Raw genomic sequence first — 25,239 nt, forward strand, 5'->3', positions numbered from 1 at the left:
ACAACTTCAGATGTTGTCCAGCATGGACAACATCTGCAGGCATCGCAGAAGCACTACTCCAGCTTTTCTGCTGTCTCTTCTCTCGCACTGTTTAAGTATTTGTTTCTCGCTTCAAGCAGTGCGTCTCTGTCCTGGCGAAACGCCCGACAATAACGTTTCAAATGCAGGAAATACCCCACCACAACCAGCGCAATCAATACAATCCAGTACCAGGAGATAAACATCCTTTTTACCCTTAATATTTAACAATACCAAACATTTAGCGCATAAATTTCACATATCCATATTCGGATATATTTATATGGTCGCATAATATCGGAACATTTATATGATTTTGATCATAATGAAAAAGGTTGTCTGATATTAGTGAAATTTACTCATAGATAAAGCGGTGAAATTTACATTCAGCAGGGTAAGGGCAAAATAAAACCGAAGCCTTCTACAGCTTCGGTTTCTTTGATTATCGCACCAGTCTTAGCAGTTATTTTCAGCTAGCTTTGCGCTCATGCGCCTGACGGTATGCAACCAGATCCTCAATAGTGACCAGCGCCATATTGTGTTTGTTGGCAAACTCGATGCACTCTGGCGCGCGGGCCATGGTGCCATCGTCATTAGTCAGTTCACACAGCACACCTGCAGGTTTAAAGCCTGCCAGCGTCATCAAATCAATAGTCGCTTCGGTATGACCGCCACGAGTCAGTACACCACCCGCCTGTGCGCGCAATGGGAAAACGTGACCAGGGCGATTCAAGTCTGAAGGTTTAGCACCATCAGCAATCGCAGCGCGAACAGTCGTGATACGGTCAGCGGCAGAAACACCGGTAGTCACACCTTCAGCAGCTTCAATGGTCACGGTAAAACCAGTGCCATAGGCGCTGGTATTATTTTCGACCATCATTGGCAGATCGAGTTGTTTACGGCGTTCTTCGGTTATGCACAAGCAAACAATACCGCTACCGTGGCGAATGGTCAGAGCCATCTGCTCAACGGTCATGGTTTCTGCCGGGAAGATCATATCGCCTTCGTTTTCACGGTCTTCATCATCAAGCACCATCACACCGCGTCCTTCACGCAGCGCAGCCAGTGCATTTTCAACACGTTCGAAAGGCGTACCAAAAGAGGAAAGTAGCGTCTGATTCATGGTAAAAAAACCTCACTAAAATTATGGTTACCAGAATCAGGGCAGTCTTAGGAGTGGCGGCATATAGCCAAAATAACGTGAGCGGGTCCATGCCCGACAGAATCGTTACTCTCTCCCATCCGGACTCTAACCGTCGGCCCCGGAATTACACCGGATCTGCTGTCCTTTGAGTTTGCACCCAAAGCGCTCGCGGGCTTTCAACTGAGTTGATTTACCGCCGGTGGGGAATTTCGCCCCGCCCTGAGAATAAGCGGATTCACTATAACGCTAATGATTAGCGGCAGCAACGCATAGGTTCACATAATTCTGGTTTATGACTTACCCTTATCGCACTACAATGGCACCAAACACCTATCAGTACAGGGAAACTACAATGATTGACCCGAAAAAAATTGAGCAAATTGCTCGCCAGGTTCACGAATCAATGCCTAAAGGAATCAGGGAGTTCGGGGAAGATGTGGAGAAAAAAATCCGCCAAACCCTACAAGCACAGCTGACTCGCCTCGATTTGGTAAGCCGCGAAGAATTTGATGTGCAGACGCAGGTCCTGTTACGGACTCGTGAGAAACTGGCGTTACTGGAGCAGCGCATCAGTGAACTGGAAGCTCGTAGTAATCCGGCAGCAGAAGTTCAATCTCCTCCCGCCATCCCGCCAGTTGATAAAGCAGAATAAAGCACCACAAAAACGGGCCTGACGGCCCGTAATCTCAATGTTCTAGTTCCAGTTCTCTTGACTGTGTCATTTGCTGACAATACCAGGCATAACGAGCGCAAAACCAGGTTCTGTGTTCTTCATCCATATTACCAGTGACGGCCAGAATATCGACCGGTCGACCTTCAGCATTCATTCTGGCAAAACTACGCGCCAGGAAATCGAAATTATTTAAAGAATTAAGACCATGATCCATAAGCACATCCTCCGGTTATCGCATACCTTTTAAGGCCATATGCTTTTTCTGATTTCAGTATTCCTTAATCAGTGTAGTGCCTTTAAACATAACGTGCGTAAATATATTGTTTTGGATCACACTTTTTATTGAAAATAATTACAACGTTAAAAGACTTTCCCTTTTAAAATTTCACTAACACATGTTATTATTAGCAAAGATAAATGTAAGAAAGGAAATCATACCATAGTAAACAATGCGTCACTGAATGGACGATGGAGTGACTGATGATTTTATTTGCCGACTATAACACACCTTATCTTTTCGCTATTTCCTTTGTACTTTTGATCGGCCTGTTAGAAATTATTGCTATTGTCTGCGGTCACATGCTCTCCGGTGCTCTTGATGCACATCTTGATCATTACGATTCCATAACCACAGGTAATATTAGTCAGGCACTTCATTATCTTAATATTGGAAGGCTACCAGCCCTCGTCATCCTCTGCCTGTTAGCTGGTTTTTTTGGCCTTATCGGCATCGTTCTACAGCATGCCTGCGTGACGGTCTGGAAAGCTCCACTCTCAAACCTGTTGGTGGTTCCTGTTTGTTTACTGCTCACTGTTATTACAGTGCATTATATCGGCAAGGCGATCGCCCCCTGGATTCCTCGCGATCATAGTTCTGCTATTACAGAAGAAGAATATATTGGCTGCATGGCATTAATTACCGGTCATCAGGCAATATCAGGCAGACCCTGTGAAGGAAAACTTACCGATCAATTTGGTCAAATACACTATTTATTACTGGAACCTGAAGAAGGAAAAAACTTCACCAAAGGTGACAAGGTATTGATTATTTGCCGACTTTCTGCAACACGATATTTAGCAGAAAAAAAATCCCTGGCCAAATATATTGTAAATATTTAAACAAAAGGAAATTTAATAATGGATGATATCGTTAACTTAGTACCGTCATGGATGTTTATGGCGATTGTTGCCGTATGTGTTCTGTTTATTATCGGTATTATTTTCGCGCGACTTTATCGTCGGGCATCTGCCGAGCAGGCATTTGTTCGTACCGGGTTAGGCGGGCAAAAAGTGGTAATGAGCGGCGGCGCAATCGTAATGCCGATCTTCCACGAAATCATTCCTATCAATATGAATACGCTTAAGCTGGAAGTCAGCCGTTCTACTATTGATAGCCTGATTACGAAAGATCGTATGCGTGTTGATGTTGTAGTGGCTTTCTTTGTACGGGTAAAACCGTCAGTAGAAGGCATCGCCACTGCGGCCCAGACGTTGGGGCAACGCACTCTATCACCAGAAGATTTACGTATGCTGGTCGAGGATAAATTCGTCGATGCCCTACGCGCCACCGCTGCGCAAATGACCATGCATGAGTTACAGGATACCCGCGAGAACTTCGTGCAGGGTGTACAAAATACCGTGGCAGAAGACTTGTCGAAAAACGGACTGGAACTGGAAAGTGTTTCACTCACCAACTTTAACCAGACTTCGAAAGAGCATTTTAACCCGAACAACGCTTTTGACGCCGAAGGTTTGACCAAACTAACCCAGGAGACGGAACGCCGTCGTCGCGAGCGTAACGAAGTTGAACAGGATGTAGAAGTTGCGGTGCGTGAGAAAAATCGAGACGCTCTTTCGCGGAAGCTGGAGATTGAACAGCAAGAAGCGTTTATGACGCTTGAGCAGGAGCAGCAGGTTAAAACCCGTACCGCTGAGCAGAATGCGAAAATTGCGGCTTTTGAAGCTGAACGTCGTCGTGAAGCAGAGCAGACGCGAATTCTGGCTGAACGACAGATTCAGGAAACGGAAATCGACCGCGAACAGGCCGTCCGCTCAAGAAAGGTTGAGGCTGAACGTGAAGTTCGCATTAAAGAGATCGAACAGCAGCAGGTCACCGAAATCGCCAACCAGACGAAATCGATCGCTATTGCGGCAAAATCTGAGCAACAATCACAGGCAGAAGCGCGTGCCAACCTCGCACTTGCAGAAGCGGTAAGCGCGCAACAAAACGTAGAAACCACTCGCCAGACAGCCGAAGCCGATCGTGCCAAGCAGGTGGCGCTGATTGCCGCAGCGCAAGACGCAGAAACCAAAGCGGTCGAACTGACCGTCCGAGCAAAAGCAGAGAAAGAAGCCGCAGAGATGCAGGCGGCAGCGATCGTTGAGTTAGCCGAAGCTACGCGTAAAAAAGGTCTGGCGGAAGCAGAAGCGCAACGTGCGCTGAACGATGCAATCAACGTGCTTTCTGATGAACAAACCAGCCTTAAATTCAAACTGGCGCTATTACAGTCGTTACCTGCGGTAATAGAGAAATCCGTTGAACCGATGAAGTCTATCGACGGCATCAAGATTATTCAGGTAGATGGATTGAACCGTGGTGGCGCTGCGGGGGATGCGGCATCAGGCAGCGTTGGTGGCGGAAACTTGGCGGAACAGGCATTGTCTGCCGCCCTTTCTTACTGCACACAGGCACCGCTGATTGACTCCTTGCTCAATGAAATTGGCGTTTCAGGCGGCTCGCTGGCGGCATTGACTTCACCCTTAACCTCAACAACTCCCGTCGCAGAAAACGTAGAATAAATTTTCATCAATGAACATCCCTGGCCCAAAAATCCGGGGATTTTTTATATCTGCGTTCCGCTAAAAAGTGCAAATGCTCAGGTTGTTGCAGCATTTTGCGTGACCGCTCGGGGAAGGCAAAACTGCTTCAGGGAAAGCGTTGCGTGGGGTCAGGCGCTAATCAACAATCGGGGAGCCAACAAGGGGCTGAAACGGGAAAGCCCCTCCCGAGGAAGGGGCCTTACAGAAGGGAAGGGTTATGATGAAGCTCGTCATCATACTGATTGTGTTGTTACTGATAAGTTTCCACGCTTACTAACAGCCAATCAGAGGGGGGAGAAATCCTCCCTCACCCTTGTTCCTTTACTTTAGGTTGAAAAAAAATCAGCGTCAAGAAGGTTTCATTAACGCATATCCCTGGCCCAAAAAGCCGGGGATTTTTTATATCTGCATTCCGCTAAAAAATGCAAATGTTCAGGCTGTTGCAGCGTTTTGCGAGTCGACTCGGGGAAGAGAAAACTGCATCAGGGAAAGCGTTGCGCGGGGTCAGGCGCTAATCAACAATCGGGAAGTCAGTAAGGGGCTGAAACGGGAAAGCCCCTCCCGAAGAAGGGGCCTTATAGAAGGAAAGGGTTATGATGAAGTTCGTCATCATACTGGTTGTGTTGTTACTGCTAAGCTTCCCAACTTACTAACAACTGATCAGAGGGGGGAGAAATCCTCCCTTACCCTTGTTCCTTTACTTTAGGTTGAAAAAACAACAGCGTCAATAGGTCTACCTGGCACGAAGCGAGATCTGTGAACCGCTTTCCGGTTAACCTTTTTTATCCTGTTGGATCTTCTTGATAATGTTAGTGGTCGAGCAACCGTCTTCAAAGTTGAGCACCAGCACTTCGCCGCCGTTGGCCCAGACTTCTTTACTCCCGGCAATCTCTTCTGGTTTATAGTCGCCTCCTTTTACCAGCAGATCTGGCAGGATCCCGGCGATCAGGCGCTGCGGCGTGTCCTCTTCAAACGACACCACCCAGTCGACCGCTTCCAGTGCGCCCAGCACAATCATACGCTGTTCGAGCGGGTTAACCGGGCGAGAATCCCCTTTCAGGCGTTTGGTGGAGGCATCGCTGTTCACGGCGACAATCAAGCGGTCACCCAGCTTGCGGGCATTTGCCAGATAAGAGACATGCCCGGCGTGGAGAATGTCGAAGACGCCGTTGGTCATCACTACTTTTTCGCCACGTTTACGCGCCGCCGCTACAGCCAGCTTCAGCTCATCTTCGGTCATCACGCCAAAACCGGTGTCTGCACGTCCACGTACTGCGTTTTCCAGCTCGATCGGCGAAACCGTGGATGTCCCCAGTTTGCCGACCACCACACCAGCCGCCGCATTGGCAAAGAAGCAGGCTTCTTCCAGCGAATTACCAGCCGCCAGCGTTGCCGCAAGCACGCCAATCACCGTGTCGCCTGCACCGGTAACGTCATAGACTTCTTGCGCCTGAGTTGGCATATGCAGCGGCTCTTTACCCGGTTGCAGCAGCGTCATCCCCTGCTCGGAACGGGTTACCAGCAGCGCAGAGAGTTCGTAGTCGGCAATCAGTTTCATGCCGCGTTCAACAATCTCTTCTTCGGTTTTACATTTACCAACAACAGCTTCAAATTCCGAGAGATTAGGCGTTAAAAGCGTAGCGCCGCGGTAGCGTTCAAAATCGGTGCCTTTTGGATCAATCAACACCGGAACGCCCGCTTTACGCGCCAGTTGGATCATCTGCTGTACGCTTGCCAACGCACCTTTCGCATAATCAGAAAGCACCAGCGCGCCAATCGTACCGAGAGCCTGATTAATCCGCTCATGCAGCGGCTGCGGATCAACACCTTCGAAACCTTCTTCAAAATCCAGGCGGATCAACTGTTGGTTACGAGAAAGCACCCGCAGTTTGGTGATGGTCGGATGCGTCGGCACAGAAACGAAGTCGCATTTTACGTTCACGTCCGCCAGCGATTTACTGAGCGCGCGCGCCGCATCATCAATACCTGTCAGTCCCACCAGGCGTGCGTTTGCACCGAGAGAAGCGATGTTCATCGCCACGTTGGCCGCGCCGCCCGGACGTTCTTCGATGGTATTCACTTTAACCACGGGTACTGGCGCTTCCGGCGAGATACGGCTGGTGGGACCGTACCAGTAACGATCCAGCATTACATCACCAACCACCATCACTCCTGCACGTTCAAACTCTGGCAGCGTTACTTTCATTCCTGTCTCCTGAGAGATTCAAAATTTGCGCGCGATAATACCATATTTCATTCCTCCACCAGCCACTTCTGCCAGCTTGCCCGCACCAGTTCACGCTCTGCGGTGAAGTAATCCTCCGGCACATGGCCCGGCAACTCTTGTAATGCCAGATGATGAAGTTCATCGCGCAGCGTAGTGTAAGCACGGGTCAGCGCCATCGCTTCCTGCTCTTCCATAATGTCGTTTTGCGCCAGTAGTTCCAGAATGCGCACGTTGTCTGACCAGCGCGTTAACTTCGGTTTTTCATGGGCGTAGCGCAACACCAGATATTGGGTAATAAATTCGATATCGGTAATTCCGCCTTCATCGGCTTTGATATCAAAGCGATCGCGATGTTTATTGCCGAGATGGGCGCGCATTTTCTCGCGCATTTCCCGCACTTCTGTCTGTAAAGTTTTGCCTTCACGCGGCAGCGTCATAATCTCCCGGCGTACTGCGTCAAATTGAGCGGTCAATTGTGGATCACCATATACCACGCGAGCACGTACCAGCGCCTGATGTTCCCACGTCCAGGCCTCGTTTCTCTGATAATCGGCAAACGCTTCTGCGGAAGTAACCAGCATTCCCGCCGCCCCGGACGGGCGTAGCCGTGCATCCACTTCGTACAAAATACCGGAAGACGTGCGCGTGCTGAACAAGTGCATAATGCGTTGCGCCAGACGCAGGTAAAACTGCCGCCCGTCGATTTCCCGCTCGCCATCAGTCATCACATCCATTGGACAATCATGGAGGAATATCAGGTCAAGATCGGAACTGTAGCCTAACTCCCAACCGCCCAGCTTACCGTATCCAACCACCGCAAAGCCGCGACCTTCACGTTCGTTCAGGTGGGTCGGTTTTCCGTAACGGGCGACCATTTGAACCCACGCCTGCTGAACGACGGCATCTATCATGGCTTCTGCCAACCAGGTTAAGTGATCGCTCACTTTCATTACCGGTAGCGTACCGGCAATATCCGCTGCGGCGATGCGTAACAGCTGCGCCTGTTTGAACTGACGCAGCGCCTCAAGTTGTTGTTCTTCGTCATCTTCTGGCACGCGCAGCAAATACTGGCGCAATTCGTCGCGATAGGCATCCGTCGCTGTCGGCTGGTAGAGGGTGTTCGGATCGAGCAGTTCATCCAGCAATAATGGATAGCGCGCCAGTTGACTGGCAATCATCGGCGATGCGGCACACAGAGAAATCAAATGCTTAAGCGCCGCGGGGAATTCACTGAGCAATTCTAAATAGGTGGTGCGGGTAACAATCCCCACCAGCAAGGCGGTGATGCGCGACAGCGTGACAGCAGCGTCTTCACGCGCACATACGTCACTTAACAAATGCGGCATGAGATGGTCGAGCACCTGACGTCCGCGCGGCCCGATAGTGCGCTTATCCAGCTCTTTGCGGAAATCGGCAATCAGCGTCAGCACCTGTTTGCGATCATCTTCTCTAAGATGCGCCAGCACTGGCGTGGTGTCATCTTCCTGCAATGCATCCTGCCACAGCTCACGCCACTGCTCCGACAGAGTCTCTTCCTGGGGTTCGCTTTCGTCGTCACCAATCAGATCGTTAAATACCCGACGCACATTAGCCATATGTCCGGCCAGCGCTCCGGTCAGTTGCTGCCAGTCAGCGAACTCCATCCCCCACGCCAGCCGCGCACGGTTAAGCTCATCTGCAGGAAGCGTCTGGGTTTGTTCGTCATTAATGCTTTGCAGCAGGTTTTCCTGGCGCCGCAGGAACAGATACGCCACTCGCAATTGTTCGGCATCATTCTCAGAAAGCAGATGCAGCGCGGCAATGGCGCTGAGCGTTGGCAGTAAAGAGCGCGATTGCAGCGACGGTTCGCGCCCGCCGCGAATAAGCTGGAACACCTGGACGATAAATTCAATTTCGCGAATACCGCCCGCGCCCAGTTTAATGTTGTCGGTCAAACCGCGGCGACGCACTTCACGGGCAATCATCCCTTTCATGTTGCGCAGAGACTGAATCACACTGAAATCGATGTAACGACGAAAAACAAACGGGCGCAGCATCGCACGCAACTCGTTAGCATAGACGCCTTCGCTATCGCCCATAATCCGCGCCTTGACCATCGCGTAACGCTCCCAGTCACGCCCCTGCTCTTGGTAATAATCTTCCAGCGCTGCAAAGCTCAGCACCAGCGGGCCACTTTCGCCAAACGGACGCAGCCGCATATCTACGCGATAGACAAAGCCATCTTGCGTTGGTTGATCCAGCACTTTAATCAACCGCTGCCCCATGCGGGTAAAGAACTGAGCGTTGTCCAGTTCCCGGCGTCCGCCCTGCGTACAACCATGTTCCGGCCAGGCAAAAATCAGATCGATATCTGAGGAGAAATTCAGTTCCCCGCCGCCCAGCTTACCCATGCCTAAAATCAGCAGCGGTTGCGCTTCGCCCTGCGCATTACACGGCGTTCCCCACTCGCGGCAGCAGGCGTCATACAACCAGTCACGCGCCGCGACAATCAGCGTCTCAGCGAGATGGCTGAGCTGCTGCAATATGCTCTCTTCAGTAACCAGTGCCAGCGTTTGCGCCCAGGCGATACGTACCATAATGCGCCGCCGGAACAGCCGCAGTTCACGCATTAACCCAGCCTCGTCACTCACGTTACTGAGCGCCTCCTGTAACCACTCGCCGTAATACTGCCATTCATCGGCTTGTGGCGGCTCGCTTTCCAGCTCCGTCAGCCACTCTGGATGCGCAATTACACTGTCCTGCACAAAATCACTAAAAGTAAGTACTGACTTCGCCTGTGCGCTAAGTGATTCCTCGGCTAAAGGCGCTGGCAGCCGCTCAACAACGGTCTGCCAGTACTGCTGTAACGGTGAAGAGAGCGGCTTCATAAGCGATTTTATCCTTGCCTGATTAACGTTTTCCGCTGTGCAACCAGAACGGTTCCTGATTGTTTGCTTCATTACGGAAATGTTCAATTTCAATGCGTTGCCCGCTCGCAATAGCGTGACGCAGCCCCTGCCAATTCTCCAGCCAGGCTTGCGCGACGACAGGATCGTAGTAACCCGCCAGTAACAGTATTGAGTCAATGTCACGTGTCAGGCGTGGCAACTGGTCACGGTAGCGATCGCCCAACGGCTGGCAAAAAACGCTTTTCAGTTCAGCGGCATGGCGGGAAAGATGGATATCGGCAAAGCGTTTGAAGGAATCGCTGATTTTGCCCTGCGCTTTGGCATCTAAAAACGGCTGCCAGGCTTTGCTTACCAGCCATTCGGTCAACGCCAGTTTCGCCATTGCCGTTTCGGTAGAATAGACCGCCGTCACGGCGGAAACCGCAGAAGCAATGGTCGCCTCGCATTGAGTCAACAGATCACGTAAGTGAGTGCTCGCTTTACGCGGCACGATACCGCCGAACAGCATCAGAGTATGGCGAACCAGGCCGATTGCTGCCAGCACCTGCTCTTTCGCCGCCTCGTTGCCGCGTATCCACAACTCTTCATGGTACTGCCATTGTGCTAACGCCAGCTCGAGCGCCGCTTCCAGCCCCTGTTCCACATCGGCTTTTGCCGCAACATGCAAAATGGTGGTGGGTTTGATTTCACGCGCGGGATTTCCCTGCGCCAGATGATAGCCACGCGCCGCCTTGCTCAGGCTGCCCTGGCGTAAACCAGTTTGCGATACCAGTTGGTTTGCCAGTTTCAGCACCGCGCGCGTTTCGCCGCTAAGCAGTTCCAGTTCAAGCTCGCAGATAGGCTCAGCAAATTCCCCAGCTTTCACTTCCCCCTGGTCGAGGGCAATTTCAATCTGACTGCCATCGACCTCCACCAGCCATTTTTCGCGATAAAAATCGGTGCTGAACAGCGGTTGTACGCGGGAAGCGAGATCGGCAGGTAACTCGCCGTTCGGCCAGACTTCCGTCGGAAACTGCGCCAGGTCGAGCGTCGGTTCGCTCAACGCCACATTATATTCCGGGCGCTGGTGTAAACCGCCAGTCACTCGCCCGGCGACTTTCATCGTCATTTCATAGCGACCATTTTCGCCACGAATACGCAAGCCCATATCGTGCCCACGCAGCCAGTTATCCGGCGTTTCGTAGTAAATATTCAGCAACTGCACGGGGTCATGGTGCTCGCCGCCCAGCGTATTGAGATGGTCACGCAACGCCTCAACGGCACTGTGATTAACAATAAACTTTAATTCGATTTCCTGAGCCATGGCCTTTACTTATCCGGTTATGTCACATTAGTGACGATGAACGGCGAACTTAATGCGATCTTTTTTGTCAGTAGATAGTATTTTGCGCCAAATTGCCATGCAACGGGCAATTTGACGGGCGTAAAAGATTGAAGCTGTGGCAAGACCTGACACAGAGGATTCCGATTGATAGCGAATGCTTTGCGTAGCGACACTGATGCCACTACTATCGTTCCACTTTTCCCAGACAATAACGACAGCCTGATGCCAAAATTACGCCTGATCGGATTAACTATACTTGCACTTAGCGCCACTGCCGTCTCGCACGCCGAAGAAAAGCGCTATGTTTCTGACGAACTGAACACCTGGGTCCGCAGCGGTCCGGGGGATAATTATCGCCTCGTGGGCACAGTTAACGCGGGCGAGGAAGTAACCTTATTACAAACTGACGCCAACACCAATTATGCCCAGGTGAAAGACAGCTCCGGCCGTACCGCCTGGATCCCGTTAAAAGAACTTAATACCGAGCCAAGCCTGCGCACTCGTGTACCGGTGCTGGAAAATCAGGTCAAAACGCTGACCGATAAGCTCACCAATATTGATAACACCTGGAATCAGCGCACTGCAGAAATGCAGCAAAAAGTGGCGCAAAGTGACAGCGTGATCAATGGGTTAAAAGAAGAAAATCAGAAGCTGAAAAACGAACTGATTGTCGCACAGAAAAAGGTCGATGCCGCCAGCGTGCAGTTAGATGACAAACAGCGCACCATCATCATGCAATGGTTTATGTATGGCGGCGGCGTGCTGGGGCTTGGCTTGCTGCTCGGGCTGGTATTACCGCACCTGATCCCAACGCGCAAACGCAAAGATCGCTGGATGAACTAAATCGCCTTCTTCGTTGCACTGTCTTATTATTAGGAATTGTGTATTTGACGAAGGGAAGATGGCGTGAAGATTTATCTGGTCGGTGGTGCGGTACGGGATGCATTGTTAGGGCTACCGGTCAAAGACAGAGATTGGGTGGTTGTCGGCAGCACGCCACAGGAGATGCTCGACGCGGGCTACCAGCAGGTAGGCCGCGATTTTCCTGTTTTTCTGCATCCGCAAACGCATGAAGAGTATGCGCTGGCACGTACCGAACGGAAATCCGGCTCCGGTTACACCGGTTTTACCTGCTATGCCGCACCGGATGTCACGTTGGAAGATGATCTTAAGCGTCGCGATCTGACCATTAATGCGCTGGCCCAGGACGATGACGGCGAGATTATCGACCCGTACAACGGTCTGGGCGATCTGCAAAATCGTCTGTTACGCCATGTTTCCCCCGCTTTTGGCGAGGATCCGCTACGCGTGCTGCGCGTAGCGCGTTTTGCTGCGCGTTATGCCCACCTTGGTTTTCGTATTGCTGATGAAACCCTGGCGCTGATGCGCGAAATGACCCACGCGGGCGAACTGGAACATCTTACGCCTGAACGGGTGTGGAAAGAGACGGAAAGCGCCCTCACCACCCGCAATCCACAAGTGTTCTTCCAGGTGCTGCGCGATTGCGGCGCACTGCGCGTTTTATTCCCGGAAATTGACGCCCTGTTCGGCGTTCCGGCCCCCGCCAAATGGCATCCGGAAATCGACACCGGGATTCATACCTTAATGACGCTCTCCATGGCGGCGATGCTAAGTCCGCAGGTCGATGTCCGTTTCGCGACGTTATGCCACGATCTCGGTAAAGGGCTGACGCCGCCAGAGCTTTGGCCGCGTCATCACGGTCACGGTCCGGCGGGTGTGAAATTAGTGGAACAACTGTGCCAACGTCTGCGTGTGCCTAATGAAATTCGTGACTTAGCCAAACTGGTGGCTGAGTTTCACGATCTCATTCATACCTTCCCCATGCTGAACCCGAAAACCATCGTCAAATTATTCGATTCCATTGACGCCTGGCGTAAGCCGCAACGTGTAGAGCAACTGGCGCTGACCAGCGAGGCAGACGTGCGCGGCAGAACCGGTTTTGAATCGGCGGACTACCCGCAAGGCCGCTGGTTGCGCGAAGCCTGGGAAGTGGCGCAGTCAGTGCCGACAAAAGCCGTCGTTGAAGCAGGATTTAAAGGTGTAGAGATTCGCGAAGAGCTGACCCGCCGACGAATTGCAGCGGTAGCCAGCTGGAAGGAACAGCGTTGCCCAAAGCCTGAGTGAGTGTTGGGCACTTTGCCGGATGCGACGTGAACGCCTTATCCGGCTACATGCAACGACGGTTGTAGGCCTGATAAGACGCGCAAGCGTCGCATCAGGCGTTGATTGCCGGATGCGATGTAAACGCCTTCTCCGGCTGCATGTCAACGACGGTTGTAGGCCTGATAAGACGCGCAAGCGTCGCATCAGGCGTTGATTGCCGGATGCGATGTAAACGCCTTCTCCGGCTGCATGTAAACGACGGTTGTAGGCCTGATAAGACGCGCAAGCGTCGCATCAGGCGTTGATTGCCGGATGCGGCGTAAACGCCTTATCCGGCCTACGCAATCGTGGACAATTCCAGGCATCCGACACTATTCTTCACATCAAAAGAATACGACGTACACCGCAGCCGCCACAATAAAGCGATAAATGGCGAATGGGATAAACGAAATCCGCTTAATTAATTGCAGGAAGGTTTTAATCGCTATCAGCGCCACTACGAAGGCAGTGATAAACCCAACAGCAAACATCGGGATATCGCCGGTTGTCAGGAAGCCCCAGCTTTTGTAGAGATCAAGCGCCGTTGCGCCCATCATCATCGGCACCGCCAGCAGGAACGAGAACTCAGAAGCCGCGTAACGGCTCACCCCCATCAGCATCCCACCTGAAATGGTCGCCCCGGAGCGAGAGAATCCCGGCCACAGCGCCAGACACTGGAAGCAGCCAATCATAAACGCCTGGCGATAGGTCATATCATCCAGACCCGGCGCACGCGGCTCTTTCGGCTTCAGGCATTCGGCGGCAATCAGCAACAAACCGCCGACGACCAGCGCATACATGACATTTATCGGGTTAAACAATGATTTAATCATGTCGTGGAACAACAGTCCCAGCACCACCGCTGGGATCATCCCCAGCAAAATGTGGATCAGCGTTAAACGACCTTTGCTTTCTCCTTCGTGCTGCAACGGGCGTCCAAAGTGAATGCCAATCAGACCAAACAGACGCCGCCAGAACATCACTACTACCGCCAGAATTGATCCTAACTGGATCACGACTTCAAAGGTTTTCGCCGTGTCGCCCTCAAACCCCAACAAGTGACCGACAATAATCATATGGCCCGTGCTGGATACCGGCAGAAATTCTGTCAATCCTTCGACCACACCCAATATTGCCGCTATCAGCAGCGAGTGCATATCGCTCATCAATAAACCCCTAAATTATTAAAATGTACCGCTTGTCCGAACTACTGCAGTATGACCAGGATATAACCGTTTGGTTTAACAGCTGTAAAATTAATTATTTTCTTTCAGATTATTGCCACGCTCAATGATTACGCCAACATTCGCCGCCCGCGCCACTGCGCCTGGCTTGCTAAGTTTGATGCGAACCCACGGCGAATTAAAGCGAGTTAACAGCAGTTCCGCCACTTCTTCCGCCACGCGTTCCACCAGTGCAAAACGCGCCCCCTCGACGTGGCTGACTATCGTTTCTGCAATGTCAGCGTAACTGAGGCAATCCGCCACATCATCACTTTTCGCCGCTTTACGGTTATCCCACGCCATTTCGATATCGAACACCAGCTTCTGTTCGATGGTCTGTTCCCAGTCGTAAACACCAATAGTGGTGATTACCGAAAGTTGCTCTATAAATACAATATCCATCACGTCCTGCCTGCTTTTTGGCTAACCGGATACCACTTCCGGCGAAATGTGCGTATTATCCACAGATTCATCGTTGAACACGAATTTTCAAAACGGAACAGCTTATGAGTGCAATCGCGCCTGGAATGATCCTCATCGCGTACCTCTGCGGCTCCATTTCCAGTGCCATTCTGGTTTGCCGCCTTTGTGGCTTGCCCGACCCGCGAACCAGCGGCTCCGGTAATCCTGGCGCGACCAACGTTTTACGCATGGGTGGCAAAGGAGCAGCCGTAGCAGTGCTGATCTTTGACGTTCTAAAAGGTATGTTGCCTGTCTGGGGAGCATATGAATTAGGCGTCAGCCCATTTTGGCTGGGATTAATTGCGATTGCCGCCTGTCTTGGACACATCTGGCCCGTTTTCTTCGGTTTTAAAGGGGGAAAAGGCGTTGCCACCGCTTTTGGCGCTATTGCTCCGATCGGCTGGGATTTAACGGGCGTGATGGCAGGGACCTGGTTGCTTACCGTGCTATTGAGTGGATATTCGTCGCTGGGGGCGATTGTCAGCGCGCTGATTGCTCCGTTTTATGTCTGGTGGTTCAAGCCACAATTCACCTTCCCGGTTTCGATGCTCTCTTGCCTGATCCTGCTGCGTCATCATGACAACATCCAGCGTCTGTGGCGTCACCAGGAGACAAAAATCTGGACGAAATTCAAAAGAAAGCGTGAAAAAGATCCCGAGTGATTTATGACGAGCCTACATAACCTGATAGCCCTCGTCAGGTTTACCCAGCCGTTGCTGGCACCACGCCGCCAAAAATTCCACGCAGACACGTAATTTCATGCTGCGATAGAGCGGCTCCCGGTAAACAGCCCAGATATTGGCGCTTTGTGCATACTCCGGCAATACTCGCACCAGTTTGCCACTCTCCAGAAACGGCAAAACATCCCACTCGGAACGCAGCATAATCCCTTTGCCCTCCAGCGCCCATTGCAGCACAATCTCGCCGCTGTTGGAGGAAAGATGCCCACTAACCTTCACCGACTTTTTCTCCTGGCCGTTCCCTAACTCCCATATTCCGTGGGTCATGTCACGCTCTTTAGTCACCAGACAGTCATGGCGACTTAATTCCTGTAATGATTGTGGCGGGGAATATTTTTTCAGATACTCAGGTGCGGCGCATAATATTCTTTTATTTTTCGTTAACAGATGCGCGATATAATAATCAGGAATGTCATCATTAATACGAATATCAAGATCAATATTATCCTGCACTAAATCAATTTGCCGATCGAACAATTCAAAATGCACCTGTAATTCAGGGTAATTGCGCATCAGTTCGGTAATGGCTGGCGCAATATAACTGCGCCCAAAGCCAAAGCTGCAACCAATACGAATCATCCCCTCCGGGCGCGTTTTGATTTGCGTGACGTCATCGACCAGTCGCTGATATTGGGTGAGGATTTCCAGCGCATGTTCGTAACAACGTTGGCCACTTTCAGTCAGTGCCACGCCTCGGGCAGAGCGGTTCAGCAGTGTGGTTGCCAGCGTATTTTCAAGGATTTGGATCCGCTTGGTGACAAATGCAGGCGTTTGCCCAAGCGTTGCCGCAGCGGCGCTAAAACTCCCGCTATGGACGATTTCCACCAGTACCTGCAAGTCTTTGGCTAAAGGCCAGCTATTTAGCATCGTTAAATATCCGCAGTTTTGATAAACGCAGTGTATTTCGCAAAACATTGCCATTCCCTGCTCTGGCGCAATATTCGTTCTTATTTTCGTGTTGATTAACGAACTGTTAATTACATATTCACGGCGGCAAAAAATATAAAACCACATTTTTAGTGGTAGTTTGTGACGGTGAATTTTTCCAGACAAATACAGAAACTGGAGTTGCCATGATGAGCGAAAGTAATAAGCAACAGGCAGTGAATAAGCTGACGGATATTGTCGCTAACTTTACCGCTATGATATCTACCCGGATGCCTGATGACGTGGTGGATAAACTAAAACAGCTAAAGGATACCGAAACATCGTCGATGGGAAAAATCATCTACCACACGATGTTCGACAACATGCAAAAAGCGATCGACCTGAATCGTCCTGCCTGTCAGGACACCGGGGAGATTATGTTCTTCGTTAAAGTCGGTTCCCGCTTCCCGCTGCTTGGCGAGCTGCAAAGCATTCTTAAGCAAGCTGTGGAAGAAGCAACCGTCAAAGCGCCACTGCGCCACAACGCGGTGGAAATTTTTGACGAAGTGAACACCGGCAAAAATACCGGCAGCGGCGTACCGTGGGTTACCTGGGACATCATTCCCGACGGCGACGATGCGGAAATCGAAGTTTACATGGCAGGCGGCGGCTGCACGCTACCTGGCCGCTCGAAAGTGTTAATGCCGTCAGAAGGCTACGAAGGCGTGGTGAAATTCGTCTTCGAAAATATCTCCACCCTCGCCGTAAACGCCTGTCCACCAGTACTGGTAGGCGTGGGCATCGCCACCTCGGTGGAAACCGCCGCTGTACTCTCGCGTAAAGCCATTTTGCGCCCGATTGGCAGCCGCCATCCCAATCCAAAAGCGGCAGAGCTGGAGCTACGCCTGGAAGAAGGACTCAACCGTCTGGGGATTGGTCCACAAGGGCTGACTGGCAACAGTTCAGTGATGGGCGTACATATCGAATCTGCCGCCCGCCATCCGTCAACCATCGGCGTTGCTGTTTCTACAGGCTGCTGGGCGCATCGTCGCGGCACACTGCTGGTTCATGCCGATCTCACCTTTGAAAATCTGTCTCACACCCGGAGCGCGTTATGAAAAAGATCCTGACAACCCCGATCAAAGCTGAAGATCTGCAAGATATTCGCGTCGGCGATGTGATCTACCTGACCGGTACACTGGTGACCTGCCGTGACGTTTGTCACCGCCGCTTGATCGAACTGAAACGTCCGATCCCTTACGATCTCAACGGCAAAGCGATTTTCCACGCTGGCCCCATCGTGCGCAAAAACGGCGACAAATGGGAGATGGTGTCCGTTGGCCCGACAACCAGTATGCGTATGGAAAGTTTTGAACGTGAGTTTATCGAGCAGACCGGCGTGAAACTGGTGGTTGGCAAAGGCGGAATGGGGCCGCTGACCGAAGAGGGCTGTCAGAAATTCAAGGCGCTGCATGTGATTTTCCCGGCTGGCTGCGCGGTGCTGGCAGCAACTCAGGTGGAAGAAATTGAAGAGGTGCACTGGACAGAACTCGGGATGCCGGAGTCGTTGTGGGTCTGCCGGGTCAAAGAGTTCGGCCCGCTGATTGTCTCTATAGATACCCACGGAAACAACCTGATAGCCGAAAACAAAAAGCTGTTCGCCGAACGCCGCGAGCCCATCGTGGAAGAGATCTGCGAGCACGTCCATTACATCAAATAACCCTCACGGAGAGGCTCGCCCCCTCTCCTTTTTCGCAGGCATAACACGATGAAACCTTCCACTGAATGGTGGCGATACCTTGCGCCGCTGGCGGTCATCGCCATTATTGCTCTAATTCCGGTTCCCGCAGGGCTGGAGAGTCATACCTGGCTCTACTTTGCCGTTTTTACTGGCGTGATCGTTGGGCTGATCCTCGAACCCGTGCCGGGTGCCGTGGTGGCGATGGTGGGTATCTCCATCATCGCCATTCTCTCTCCCTGGCTGCTGTTCAGCCCGGAGCAGCTCGCCCAGCCAGGTTTTAAATTCACCGCCAAATCTCTTTCCTGGGCGGTTTCTGGTTTTTCTAATTCGGTTATCTGGCTGATTTTCGCCGCCTTTATGTTTGGCACTGGCTATGAAAAAACCGATCTTGGACGTCGCATCGCGCTGATTCTGGTGAAAAAGATGGGGCATCGCACACTGTTTCTCGGCTATGCGGTGATGTTCTCCGAGCTGATCCTGGCACCTGTAACACCGTCCAACTCGGCGCGCGGTGCGGGGATTATCTATCCCATCATCCGTAACCTGCCGCCGCTCTATCAATCACGGCCGAACGACAGCAGTTCGCGCAGTATTGGCTCGTACATCATGTGGATGGGGATTGTTGCCGACTGCGTGACCAGCGCCATTTTCCTGACGGCGATGGCACCAAACTTGCTGTTAATTGGACTGATGAAAAGCGCATCTCACGCCACGCTGAGTTGGGGCGACTGGTTCCTCGGGATGTTGCCGCTCAGTATTTTACTGGTTCTGCTGGTTCCCTGGCTGGCTTACGTACTGTACCCGCCGGTATTGAAGTCTGGCGATCAGGTGCCGCGCTGGGCAGAGACGGAACTGCAGGCAATGGGCCCGCTCTGTTCGCGTGAAAAACGGATGCTGGGGCTGATGGTGGGCGCGCTGGTGCTGTGGATTTTTGGCGGTGATTATATCGATGCCGCGATGGTCGGTTACAGCGTAGTGGCACTGATGCTGCTTCTGCGCATTATCTGCTGGGACGATATTGTCAGTAATAAAGCGGCGTGGAACGTTTTCTTCTGGCTGGCATCACTCATCACCCTTGCCACCGGACTCAACAACACCGGTTTTATTAGCTGGTTTGGCAAACTGTTAGCAGGCAGCTTAAGTGGTTATTCGTCGACGATAGTGATGGTGGCGTTGATTGTGGTCTTTTATCTGCTGCGCTACTTTTTTGCCAGCGCCACGGCGTATACCTCCGCCCTCGCACCGATGATGATTGCCGCCGCGCTGGCGATGCCGGGAATCCCGCTGCCGGTGTTCTGCCTGATGGTTGGCGCGGCAATTGGTCTGGGGAGCATTCTTACGCCATACGCCACCGGACCCAGCCCGATTTACTACGGTAGTGGTTATCTGCCAACGGTGGATTACTGGCGACTGGGGGCGATTTTTGGGCTGATATTCCTCGTGTTGCTAGTGATTACCGGCTTGCTGTGGATGCCCGTGGTGTTGCTTTAAGAAAGGAAGGTGCCGGAAGAGACTATCCGGCACCTGATAGTTTTACGCAGCCGGTAACTCCGCCAGCGGCCAGCGCGGGCGCACGCTAACGCCGAGATCCGCCGTCGCGCCTGCTTTAAACCGCACCATTCCGGCATAGGCGATCATCGCGCCGTTATCAGTACAAAATTCTGGACGCGCGTAGAACACTTCTCCACGGCGTTTTTTCATCATTTCCGCCAGTTTCGCCCGCAGCGTGCGGTTAGCACTCACGCCGCCTGCCATTACCAGTCGCTTAAAGCCCGTCTGATCCAGTGCTCGCTTACACTTAATCATCAGCGTATCGACCACCGCATCTTCAAAGGCGCGGGCGATATCAGCACGCGTCTGGTCGTCGGTGCCGTTGTCACGAATCGTGTTCGCGGCGAAGGTTTTCAGGCCAGAGAAGCTGAAATCCAGCCCCGGACGGTCGGTCATCGGGCGCGGGAAGACAAAGCGCCCGGCAGTACCCTGAGCCGCCATTTTCGACAGTAACGGCCCGCCTGGGTAATCCAGCCCCAGCAGCTTTGCGGTTTTGTCAAACGCTTCCCCGGCGGCATCATCGATAGACTCGCCGAGCAGCTCGTACTGACCAATGCCAGTCACGCTGATTAACTGCGTATGACCGCCGGAAACCAACAGCGCGACAAACGGAAATTCTGGCGGGTTATCTTCCAGCATCGGCGCTAACAGATGCCCTTCCATATGGTGTACCGGGATCGCCGGAACGTCCCAGGCAAACGCCAGAGAACGCCCCACGGTCGCGCCAACCAGCAGCGCACCGACTAATCCAGGACCTGCGGTATAGGCCACAGCGTCAATGTCTTTTGCCGTTAAACCAGACTCCTTCAGCGCTGCCTGGATCAACGGTACGGTTTTACGCACGTGATCGCGGGAAGCCAGTTCAGGCACGACGCCGCCGTAGTCAGCGTGCAATTTCACCTGACTATACAATTGGTTGGCTAACAAACCTTTTTCATCGTCGTAAATGGCGATGCCAGTTTCATCGCAGGAAGTTTCAATACCCAGTACACGCATGACTTGTTTTACCTCGCTTTATTACCGCGCAGTGTAGGACCAATGCGGGTTGATGTAAAACTTTGTTCGCCCCTGGATAAAGCCTCGTGTATACTCCCCACCCTTATAAAAGTCCCTTTCAAAAGAGGCCGCGGTGCTTTACAAAGCAGCAGCAATTGCAGTAAAATTCCGCACCATTTTGAAATAAGCTGGCGTTGATGCCAGCGGCAAACCGAATTAATCAAAGGTGAGAGGCACATGCCGGTAATTAAAGTACGTGAAAACGAGCCGTTCGACGTAGCTCTGCGTCGCTTCAAGCGTTCCTGTGAAAAAGCAGGTGTTCTGGCGGAAGTTCGTCGTCGTGAGTTCTATGAAAAACCGACTACCGAACGTAAGCGCGCTAAAGCTTCTGCAGTGAAACGTCACGCGAAGAAACTGGCTCGCGAAAACGCACGCCGCACTCGTCTGTACTAATTCCCCGAGAGCGTTGCTCTCCGATCAGACCGAGTTGTAGTTGTAAGGCCGTGCTTCCGAAAGGAATGCGCGGCTTATTTTCGTTTATGAATTGCTAAAAATCGGGGCCTATGGCTGGACGAATCCCACGCGTATTCATTAATGATCTGCTGGCACGCACCGACATCGTCGATCTGATCGATGCCCGTGTGAAGCTGAAAAAGCAGGGCAAGAATTTCCACGCGTGTTGTCCATTCCACAACGAGAAAACCCCGTCATTCACCGTTAACGGTGAGAAACAGTTTTACCACTGCTTTGGATGTGGCGCGCACGGCAACGCGATCGACTTCCTGATGAACTACGACAAGCTCGAATTCGTCGAAACGGTCGAAGAGCTGGCGGCAATGCACAATCTTGAAGTGCCATTTGAAGCAGGCAGCGGCCCCAGCCAGATCGAGCGCCATCAACGGCAAACGCTTTATCAGTTGATGGACGGTCTGAATACGTTTTACCAACAATCTTTACAGCAACCTGTTGCCACGTCTGCGCGCCAGTATCTGGAAAAACGCGGATTAAGCCACGAGGTTATCGCCCGCTTTGCGATTGGTTTTGCGCCCCCCGGCTGGGACAACGTCCTGAAACGGTTTGGTGGCAATCCAGAAAATCGTCAGTCATTGATTGATGCGGGTATGTTGGTCACTAACGATCAGGGTCGCAGTTACGATCGTTTCCGCGAGCGGGTGATGTTCCCTATTCGCGATAAACGCGGTCGGGTGATTGGTTTTGGCGGGCGCGTGCTGGGCAACGATACCCCCAAGTACCTGAACTCGCCGGAAACTGATATTTTCCATAAAGGCCGCCAGCTTTACGGTCTTTATGAAGCGCAGCAGGATACCGCTGAACCCAATCGGCTGCTTGTGGTCGAAGGCTATATGGACGTAGTGGCGCTGGCGCAATACGGCATTAATTACGCCGTTGCGTCGCTAGGTACGTCAACCACTGCCGATCACATACAGCTGTTGTTCCGCGCAACCAACAATGTCATTTGCTGTTATGACGGTGACCGCGCAGGTCGCGATGCCGCCTGGCGAGCGCTGGAAACGGCGCTGCCTTACATGACAGACGGTCGTCAGCTACGTTTTATGTTTTTGCCTGATGGCGAAGACCCTGACACGCTGGTGCGCAAAGAAGGTAAAGAGGCGTTTGAAGCGCGGATGGAGCAGGCGATGCCGCTCTCCGCATTTCTGTTTAACAGCCTGATGCCGCAAGTTGATCTGAGCACCCCAGACGGGCGCGCGCGTTTGAGTACGCTGGCACTGCCATTGATATCGCAGGTGCCGGGCGAAACGCTGCGAATATATCTTCGTCAGGAATTAGGCAATAAGTTAGGCATACTTGATGACAGCCAGCTTGAACGATTAATGCCAAAAGCGGCAGAGAGCGGCGTTTCTCGTCCTGTTCCGCAGCTAAAACGCACGACCATGCGTATACTTATAGGGTTGCTGGTGCAAAATCCAGAATTAGCGACGTTGGTCCCGCCGCTTGAGAATCTGGATGAAAATAAGCTCCCTGGACTTGGCTTATTCAGAGAACTGGTCAACACTTGTCTCTCTCAGCCAGGTCTGACCACCGGGCAACTTTTAGAGCACTATCGTGGTACAAATAATGCTGCCACCCTTGAAAAACTGTCGATGTGGGACGATATAGCAGATAAGAATATTGCTGAGCAAACCTTCACCGACTCACTCAACCATATGTTTGATTCGCTGCTTGAACTGCGTCAGGAAGAGTTAATCGCTCGTGAGCGCACGCATGGTTTAAGCAACGAAGAACGCCTGGAACTCTGGACATTGAACCAGGAACTGGCGAAAAAGTGATTTAACGGCTTAAGTGCCGAATAGCGATCGGGAAGCCCCCGACAGCCGCACTGAGAGGCAGCGGCAAATATATAAGTACGCCCTCGTAATTATCGTTGGCGGTAAACAGCCGTTGGATTTCAGCATTAACACCTGAAGGACATCGGGTCAATCGCCCAACACCAACCTCATGAAATAAGTGTGGATACCGTCTTATGGAGCAAAACCCGCAGTCACAGCTGAAACTTCTTGTCACCCGTGGTAAGGAGCAAGGCTATCTGACCTATGCCGAGGTCAATGACCATCTGCCGGAAGATATCGTCGATTCAGATCAGATCGAAGACATCATCCAAATGATCAACGACATGGGCATTCAGGTGATGGAAGAAGCACCGGATGCCGATGATCTGATGCTGGCTGAAAACACCGCGGACGAAGATGCTGCCGAAGCCGCCGCGCAGGTGCTTTCCAGCGTGGAATCTGAAATCGGGCGCACGACTGACCCGGTACGCATGTACATGCGTGAAATGGGCACCGTTGAACTGTTGACCCGCGAAGGCGAAATTGACATCGCTAAACGTATTGAAGACGGGATCAACCAGGTTCAATGCTCCGTTGCTGAATACCCGGAAGCGATCACCTATCTGCTGGAACAGTACGATCGTGTGGAAGCAGAAGAAGCGCGTCTGTCCGATCTGATCACCGGCTTTGTTGACCCGAACGCAGAAGAAGATCTGGCACCAACCGCCACTCACGTCGGCTCTGAGCTTTCCCAGGAAGATCTGGACGATGACGAAGATGAAGACGAAGAAGATGGTGACGACGATACCGCCGACGATGACAACAGCATCGACCCGGAGCTGGCTCGCGAAAAATTTGCGGAACTGCGCGCTCAGTACGTTGTAACGCGTGACACCATCAAAGCGAAAGGCCGTAGCCATGCAGCCGCTCAGGAAGAGATCCTGAAACTGTCTGAAGTGTTCAAACAGTTCCGCCTGGTGCCGAAGCAGTTTGACTACCTGGTCAACAGCATGCGCGTCATGATGGACCGCGTTCGTACGCAAGAACGTCTGATCATGAAGCTCTGCGTTGAGCAGTGCAAAATGCCGAAGAAAAACTTCATCACCCTGTTTACCGGCAATGAAACCAGCGATACCTGGTTCAATGCGGCAATTGCGATGAACAAGCCGTGGTCGGAAAAACTGCACGATGTCTCTGAAGAAGTACATCGCGCCCTGCAGAAACTGCAACAGATTGAAGAAGAAACCGGCCTGACCATTGAGCAGGTTAAAGATATCAACCGTCGCATGTCCATCGGTGAAGCGAAAGCCCGCCGTGCGAAGAAAGAGATGGTTGAAGCGAACTTACGTCTGGTTATTTCTATCGCCAAGAAATACACCAACCGTGGTTTGCAGTTCCTTGACCTGATTCAGGAAGGTAACATCGGCCTGATGAAAGCGGTTGATAAGTTCGAATACCGCCGTGGTTACAAGTTCTCCACCTACGCAACCTGGTGGATCCGTCAGGCGATCACCCGCTCTATCGCGGATCAGGCGCGCACCATTCGTATTCCGGTGCATATGATTGAGACTATCAACAAGCTCAACCGTATTTCTCGCCAGATGCTGCAAGAGATGGGCCGCGAGCCGACGCCGGAAGAACTGGCTGAACGTATGCTGATGCCGGAAGATAAGATCCGCAAAGTGCTGAAGATCGCCAAAGAGCCAATCTCCATGGAAACGCCGATCGGTGATGATGAAGATTCGCATCTGGGGGATTTCATCGAGGATACCACCCTCGAGCTGCCGCTGGATTCTGCGACCACCGAAAGCCTGCGTGCGGCAACACACGACGTGCTGGCTGGCCTGACCGCGCGTGAAGCGAAAGTTCTGCGTATGCGTTTCGGTATCGACATGAACACCGACCATACGCTGGAAGAAGTGGGTAAACAGTTCGACGTTACCCGCGAACGTATCCGTCAGATCGAAGCGAAGGCGCTGCGTAAACTGCGTCACCCGAGCCGTTCTGAAGTACTGCGTAGCTTCCTGGACGATTAATCGGTAGCCGGATAAAGCGTTTACGCCACATCCGGCACTTGTCCCTTTGCACAAACG

Annotated in this window: 23 protein-coding genes, 1 pseudogene and 1 riboswitch; of the genes and pseudogenes, 14 read left to right on the forward strand and 10 right to left on the reverse strand. The window is 52.1% G+C overall.

Annotation, left to right across the window (positions count from 1 at the left end; genetic code table 11):
- Positions 1–53 precede the first annotated feature (53 nt).
- Complete coding sequence (yqiD, locus tag FEK42_RS22765) at positions 54–224, reverse strand: protein YqiD (RefSeq protein ID WP_165382779.1); 171 nt, start codon at positions 222–224, stop codon at positions 54–56.
- 263 nt (positions 225–487) lie between these two features.
- Positions 488–1,141 (reverse strand): 3,4-dihydroxy-2-butanone-4-phosphate synthase, encoded by a 654-nt coding sequence (gene ribB, locus FEK42_RS06365; protein WP_113305203.1) that lies wholly within the window; start codon positions 1,139–1,141, stop codon positions 488–490.
- A gap of 103 nt (positions 1,142–1,244) precedes the next feature.
- Positions 1,245–1,393, reverse strand: a riboswitch (FMN riboswitch).
- Between the two features lie 121 nt (positions 1,394–1,514).
- On the opposite strand from ribB, the gene ubiK reads away from it, so the two are divergent.
- Positions 1,515–1,814 carry a ubiquinone biosynthesis accessory factor UbiK gene (ubiK, locus tag FEK42_RS06370; protein ID WP_064529620.1) on the forward strand — a complete coding sequence of 100 codons (300 nt, stop codon included), beginning with the start codon at positions 1,515–1,517 and terminating at the stop codon, positions 1,812–1,814.
- Positions 1,815–1,848: 34 nt separating this feature from the next.
- Here the strand turns inward: ubiK and glgS are convergent, their stop codons facing one another.
- Positions 1,849–2,049: a cell surface composition regulator GlgS gene (glgS, locus tag FEK42_RS06375; protein WP_130210460.1), complete on the reverse strand. Its 201-nt coding sequence runs from the start codon at positions 2,047–2,049 to the stop codon at positions 1,849–1,851.
- Between the two features lie 266 nt (positions 2,050–2,315).
- On the opposite strand from glgS, the pseudogene FEK42_RS06380 reads away from it, so the two are divergent.
- The 4 genes and pseudogenes from FEK42_RS06380 (at position 2,316) to ibsE (ending at position 5,308) form a co-directional block, all read left to right on the forward strand.
- Positions 2,316–2,946, forward strand: a pseudogene (locus tag FEK42_RS06380) (OB-fold-containig protein).
- A gap of 26 nt (positions 2,947–2,972) precedes the next feature.
- Positions 2,973–4,634 (forward strand): flotillin family protein, encoded by a 1,662-nt coding sequence (locus FEK42_RS06385; RefSeq protein WP_135492238.1) that lies wholly within the window; start codon positions 2,973–2,975, stop codon positions 4,632–4,634.
- Positions 4,635–4,872: 238 nt separating this feature from the next.
- A complete protein-coding gene (locus FEK42_RS06390; protein WP_104917541.1) occupies positions 4,873–4,932 on the forward strand; it encodes a type I toxin-antitoxin system Ibs family toxin in 60 nt (19 codons plus the stop codon).
- A 316-nt stretch (positions 4,933–5,248) separates the two neighbouring features.
- Positions 5,249–5,308 (forward strand): type I toxin-antitoxin system Ibs family toxin, encoded by a 60-nt coding sequence (gene ibsE, locus FEK42_RS06395; RefSeq protein ID WP_001387082.1) that lies wholly within the window; start codon positions 5,249–5,251, stop codon positions 5,306–5,308.
- 119 nt (positions 5,309–5,427) lie between these two features.
- Here the strand turns inward: ibsE and hldE are convergent, their stop codons facing one another.
- The 3 genes from hldE to ygiF are packed head-to-tail and all read right to left on the reverse strand — an operon-like array spanning position 5,428 to position 11,073.
- Positions 5,428–6,861 carry a bifunctional D-glycero-beta-D-manno-heptose-7-phosphate kinase/D-glycero-beta-D-manno-heptose 1-phosphate adenylyltransferase HldE gene (hldE, locus tag FEK42_RS06400; protein ID WP_130218220.1) on the reverse strand — a complete coding sequence of 478 codons (1,434 nt, stop codon included), beginning with the start codon at positions 6,859–6,861 and terminating at the stop codon, positions 5,428–5,430.
- Between the two features lie 47 nt (positions 6,862–6,908).
- Complete coding sequence (gene glnE, locus FEK42_RS06405) at positions 6,909–9,749, reverse strand: bifunctional [glutamate--ammonia ligase]-adenylyl-L-tyrosine phosphorylase/[glutamate--ammonia-ligase] adenylyltransferase (RefSeq protein WP_138211769.1); 2,841 nt, start codon at positions 9,747–9,749, stop codon at positions 6,909–6,911.
- A gap of 22 nt (positions 9,750–9,771) precedes the next feature.
- Entirely contained in the window at positions 9,772–11,073 is a 1,302-nt protein-coding gene (ygiF, locus tag FEK42_RS06410) for an inorganic triphosphatase (protein ID WP_135492236.1), read from the reverse strand.
- A 243-nt stretch (positions 11,074–11,316) separates the two neighbouring features.
- On the opposite strand from ygiF, the gene FEK42_RS06415 reads away from it, so the two are divergent.
- A complete protein-coding gene (locus FEK42_RS06415; protein ID WP_130210468.1) occupies positions 11,317–11,937 on the forward strand; it encodes a TIGR04211 family SH3 domain-containing protein in 621 nt (206 codons plus the stop codon).
- A 63-nt stretch (positions 11,938–12,000) separates the two neighbouring features.
- Positions 12,001–13,239 (forward strand): fused tRNA nucleotidyltransferase/2',3'-cyclic phosphodiesterase/2' nucleotidase/phosphatase Cca, encoded by a 1,239-nt coding sequence (gene cca / locus FEK42_RS06420; RefSeq protein ID WP_135410472.1) that lies wholly within the window; start codon positions 12,001–12,003, stop codon positions 13,237–13,239.
- 362 nt (positions 13,240–13,601) lie between these two features.
- On the opposite strand, the gene bacA is transcribed toward cca, so the two are convergent.
- Together bacA and folB are read right to left on the reverse strand one after the other, a co-directional pair.
- The gene (gene bacA / locus FEK42_RS06425) at positions 13,602–14,423 is read right to left on the reverse strand and encodes an undecaprenyl-diphosphate phosphatase (RefSeq protein WP_130210446.1); all 822 of its coding nucleotides are present in this window, start codon (positions 14,421–14,423) and stop codon (positions 13,602–13,604) included.
- Between the two features lie 90 nt (positions 14,424–14,513).
- Positions 14,514–14,882: a bifunctional dihydroneopterin aldolase/7,8-dihydroneopterin epimerase gene (gene folB, locus FEK42_RS06430; protein WP_130260136.1), complete on the reverse strand. Its 369-nt coding sequence runs from the start codon at positions 14,880–14,882 to the stop codon at positions 14,514–14,516.
- 104 nt (positions 14,883–14,986) lie between these two features.
- Here folB and plsY point away from each other — a divergent pair, with 104 nt between their 5' ends.
- Entirely contained in the window at positions 14,987–15,604 is a 618-nt protein-coding gene (gene plsY / locus FEK42_RS06435) for a glycerol-3-phosphate 1-O-acyltransferase PlsY (RefSeq protein ID WP_130210442.1), read from the forward strand.
- A 12-nt stretch (positions 15,605–15,616) separates the two neighbouring features.
- Here the strand turns inward: plsY and ttdR are convergent, their stop codons facing one another.
- Entirely contained in the window at positions 15,617–16,549 is a 933-nt protein-coding gene (gene ttdR, locus FEK42_RS06440) for an L-tartrate utilization transcriptional activator TtdR (RefSeq protein ID WP_130260137.1), read from the reverse strand.
- A 206-nt stretch (positions 16,550–16,755) separates the two neighbouring features.
- Between ttdR and ttdA the strand changes: the two genes are divergently transcribed.
- The 3 genes from ttdA to ttdT are packed head-to-tail and all read left to right on the forward strand — an operon-like array spanning position 16,756 to position 19,781.
- A complete protein-coding gene (ttdA, locus tag FEK42_RS06445; RefSeq protein ID WP_135492991.1) occupies positions 16,756–17,667 on the forward strand; it encodes a L(+)-tartrate dehydratase subunit alpha in 912 nt (303 codons plus the stop codon).
- Positions 17,664–18,269 (forward strand): L(+)-tartrate dehydratase subunit beta, encoded by a 606-nt coding sequence (gene ttdB / locus FEK42_RS06450; protein ID WP_021559517.1) that lies wholly within the window; start codon positions 17,664–17,666, stop codon positions 18,267–18,269. The genes ttdA and ttdB overlap by 4 nt, the downstream gene beginning before the upstream one ends.
- Before the next feature lie 48 nt (positions 18,270–18,317).
- Complete coding sequence (gene ttdT, locus FEK42_RS06455; protein ID WP_138211770.1) at positions 18,318–19,781, forward strand: L-tartrate/succinate antiporter; 1,464 nt, start codon at positions 18,318–18,320, stop codon at positions 19,779–19,781.
- Positions 19,782–19,823: 42 nt separating this feature from the next.
- Here ttdT and tsaD read toward each other — a convergent pair whose 3' ends face one another.
- A complete protein-coding gene (gene tsaD / locus FEK42_RS06460; protein WP_001264352.1) occupies positions 19,824–20,837 on the reverse strand; it encodes a tRNA (adenosine(37)-N6)-threonylcarbamoyltransferase complex transferase subunit TsaD in 1,014 nt (337 codons plus the stop codon).
- Between the two features lie 237 nt (positions 20,838–21,074).
- Here tsaD and rpsU point away from each other — a divergent pair, with 237 nt between their 5' ends.
- The 3 genes from rpsU (at position 21,075) to rpoD (ending at position 25,182) form a co-directional block, all read left to right on the forward strand.
- Positions 21,075–21,290 (forward strand): 30S ribosomal protein S21, encoded by a 216-nt coding sequence (rpsU, locus tag FEK42_RS06465; RefSeq protein WP_001144069.1) that lies wholly within the window; start codon positions 21,075–21,077, stop codon positions 21,288–21,290.
- A gap of 110 nt (positions 21,291–21,400) precedes the next feature.
- The gene (gene dnaG / locus FEK42_RS06470) at positions 21,401–23,146 is read left to right on the forward strand and encodes a DNA primase (protein WP_131162535.1); all 1,746 of its coding nucleotides are present in this window, start codon (positions 21,401–21,403) and stop codon (positions 23,144–23,146) included.
- 194 nt (positions 23,147–23,340) lie between these two features.
- Positions 23,341–25,182 (forward strand): RNA polymerase sigma factor RpoD, encoded by a 1,842-nt coding sequence (rpoD, locus tag FEK42_RS06475; protein WP_064529606.1) that lies wholly within the window; start codon positions 23,341–23,343, stop codon positions 25,180–25,182.
- Positions 25,183–25,239 lie beyond the last annotated feature (57 nt).

It is taken from the genome of Escherichia sp. E2748 (genome assembly GCF_005781125.1).
Lineage (GTDB): Bacteria > Pseudomonadota > Gammaproteobacteria > Enterobacterales > Enterobacteriaceae > Escherichia.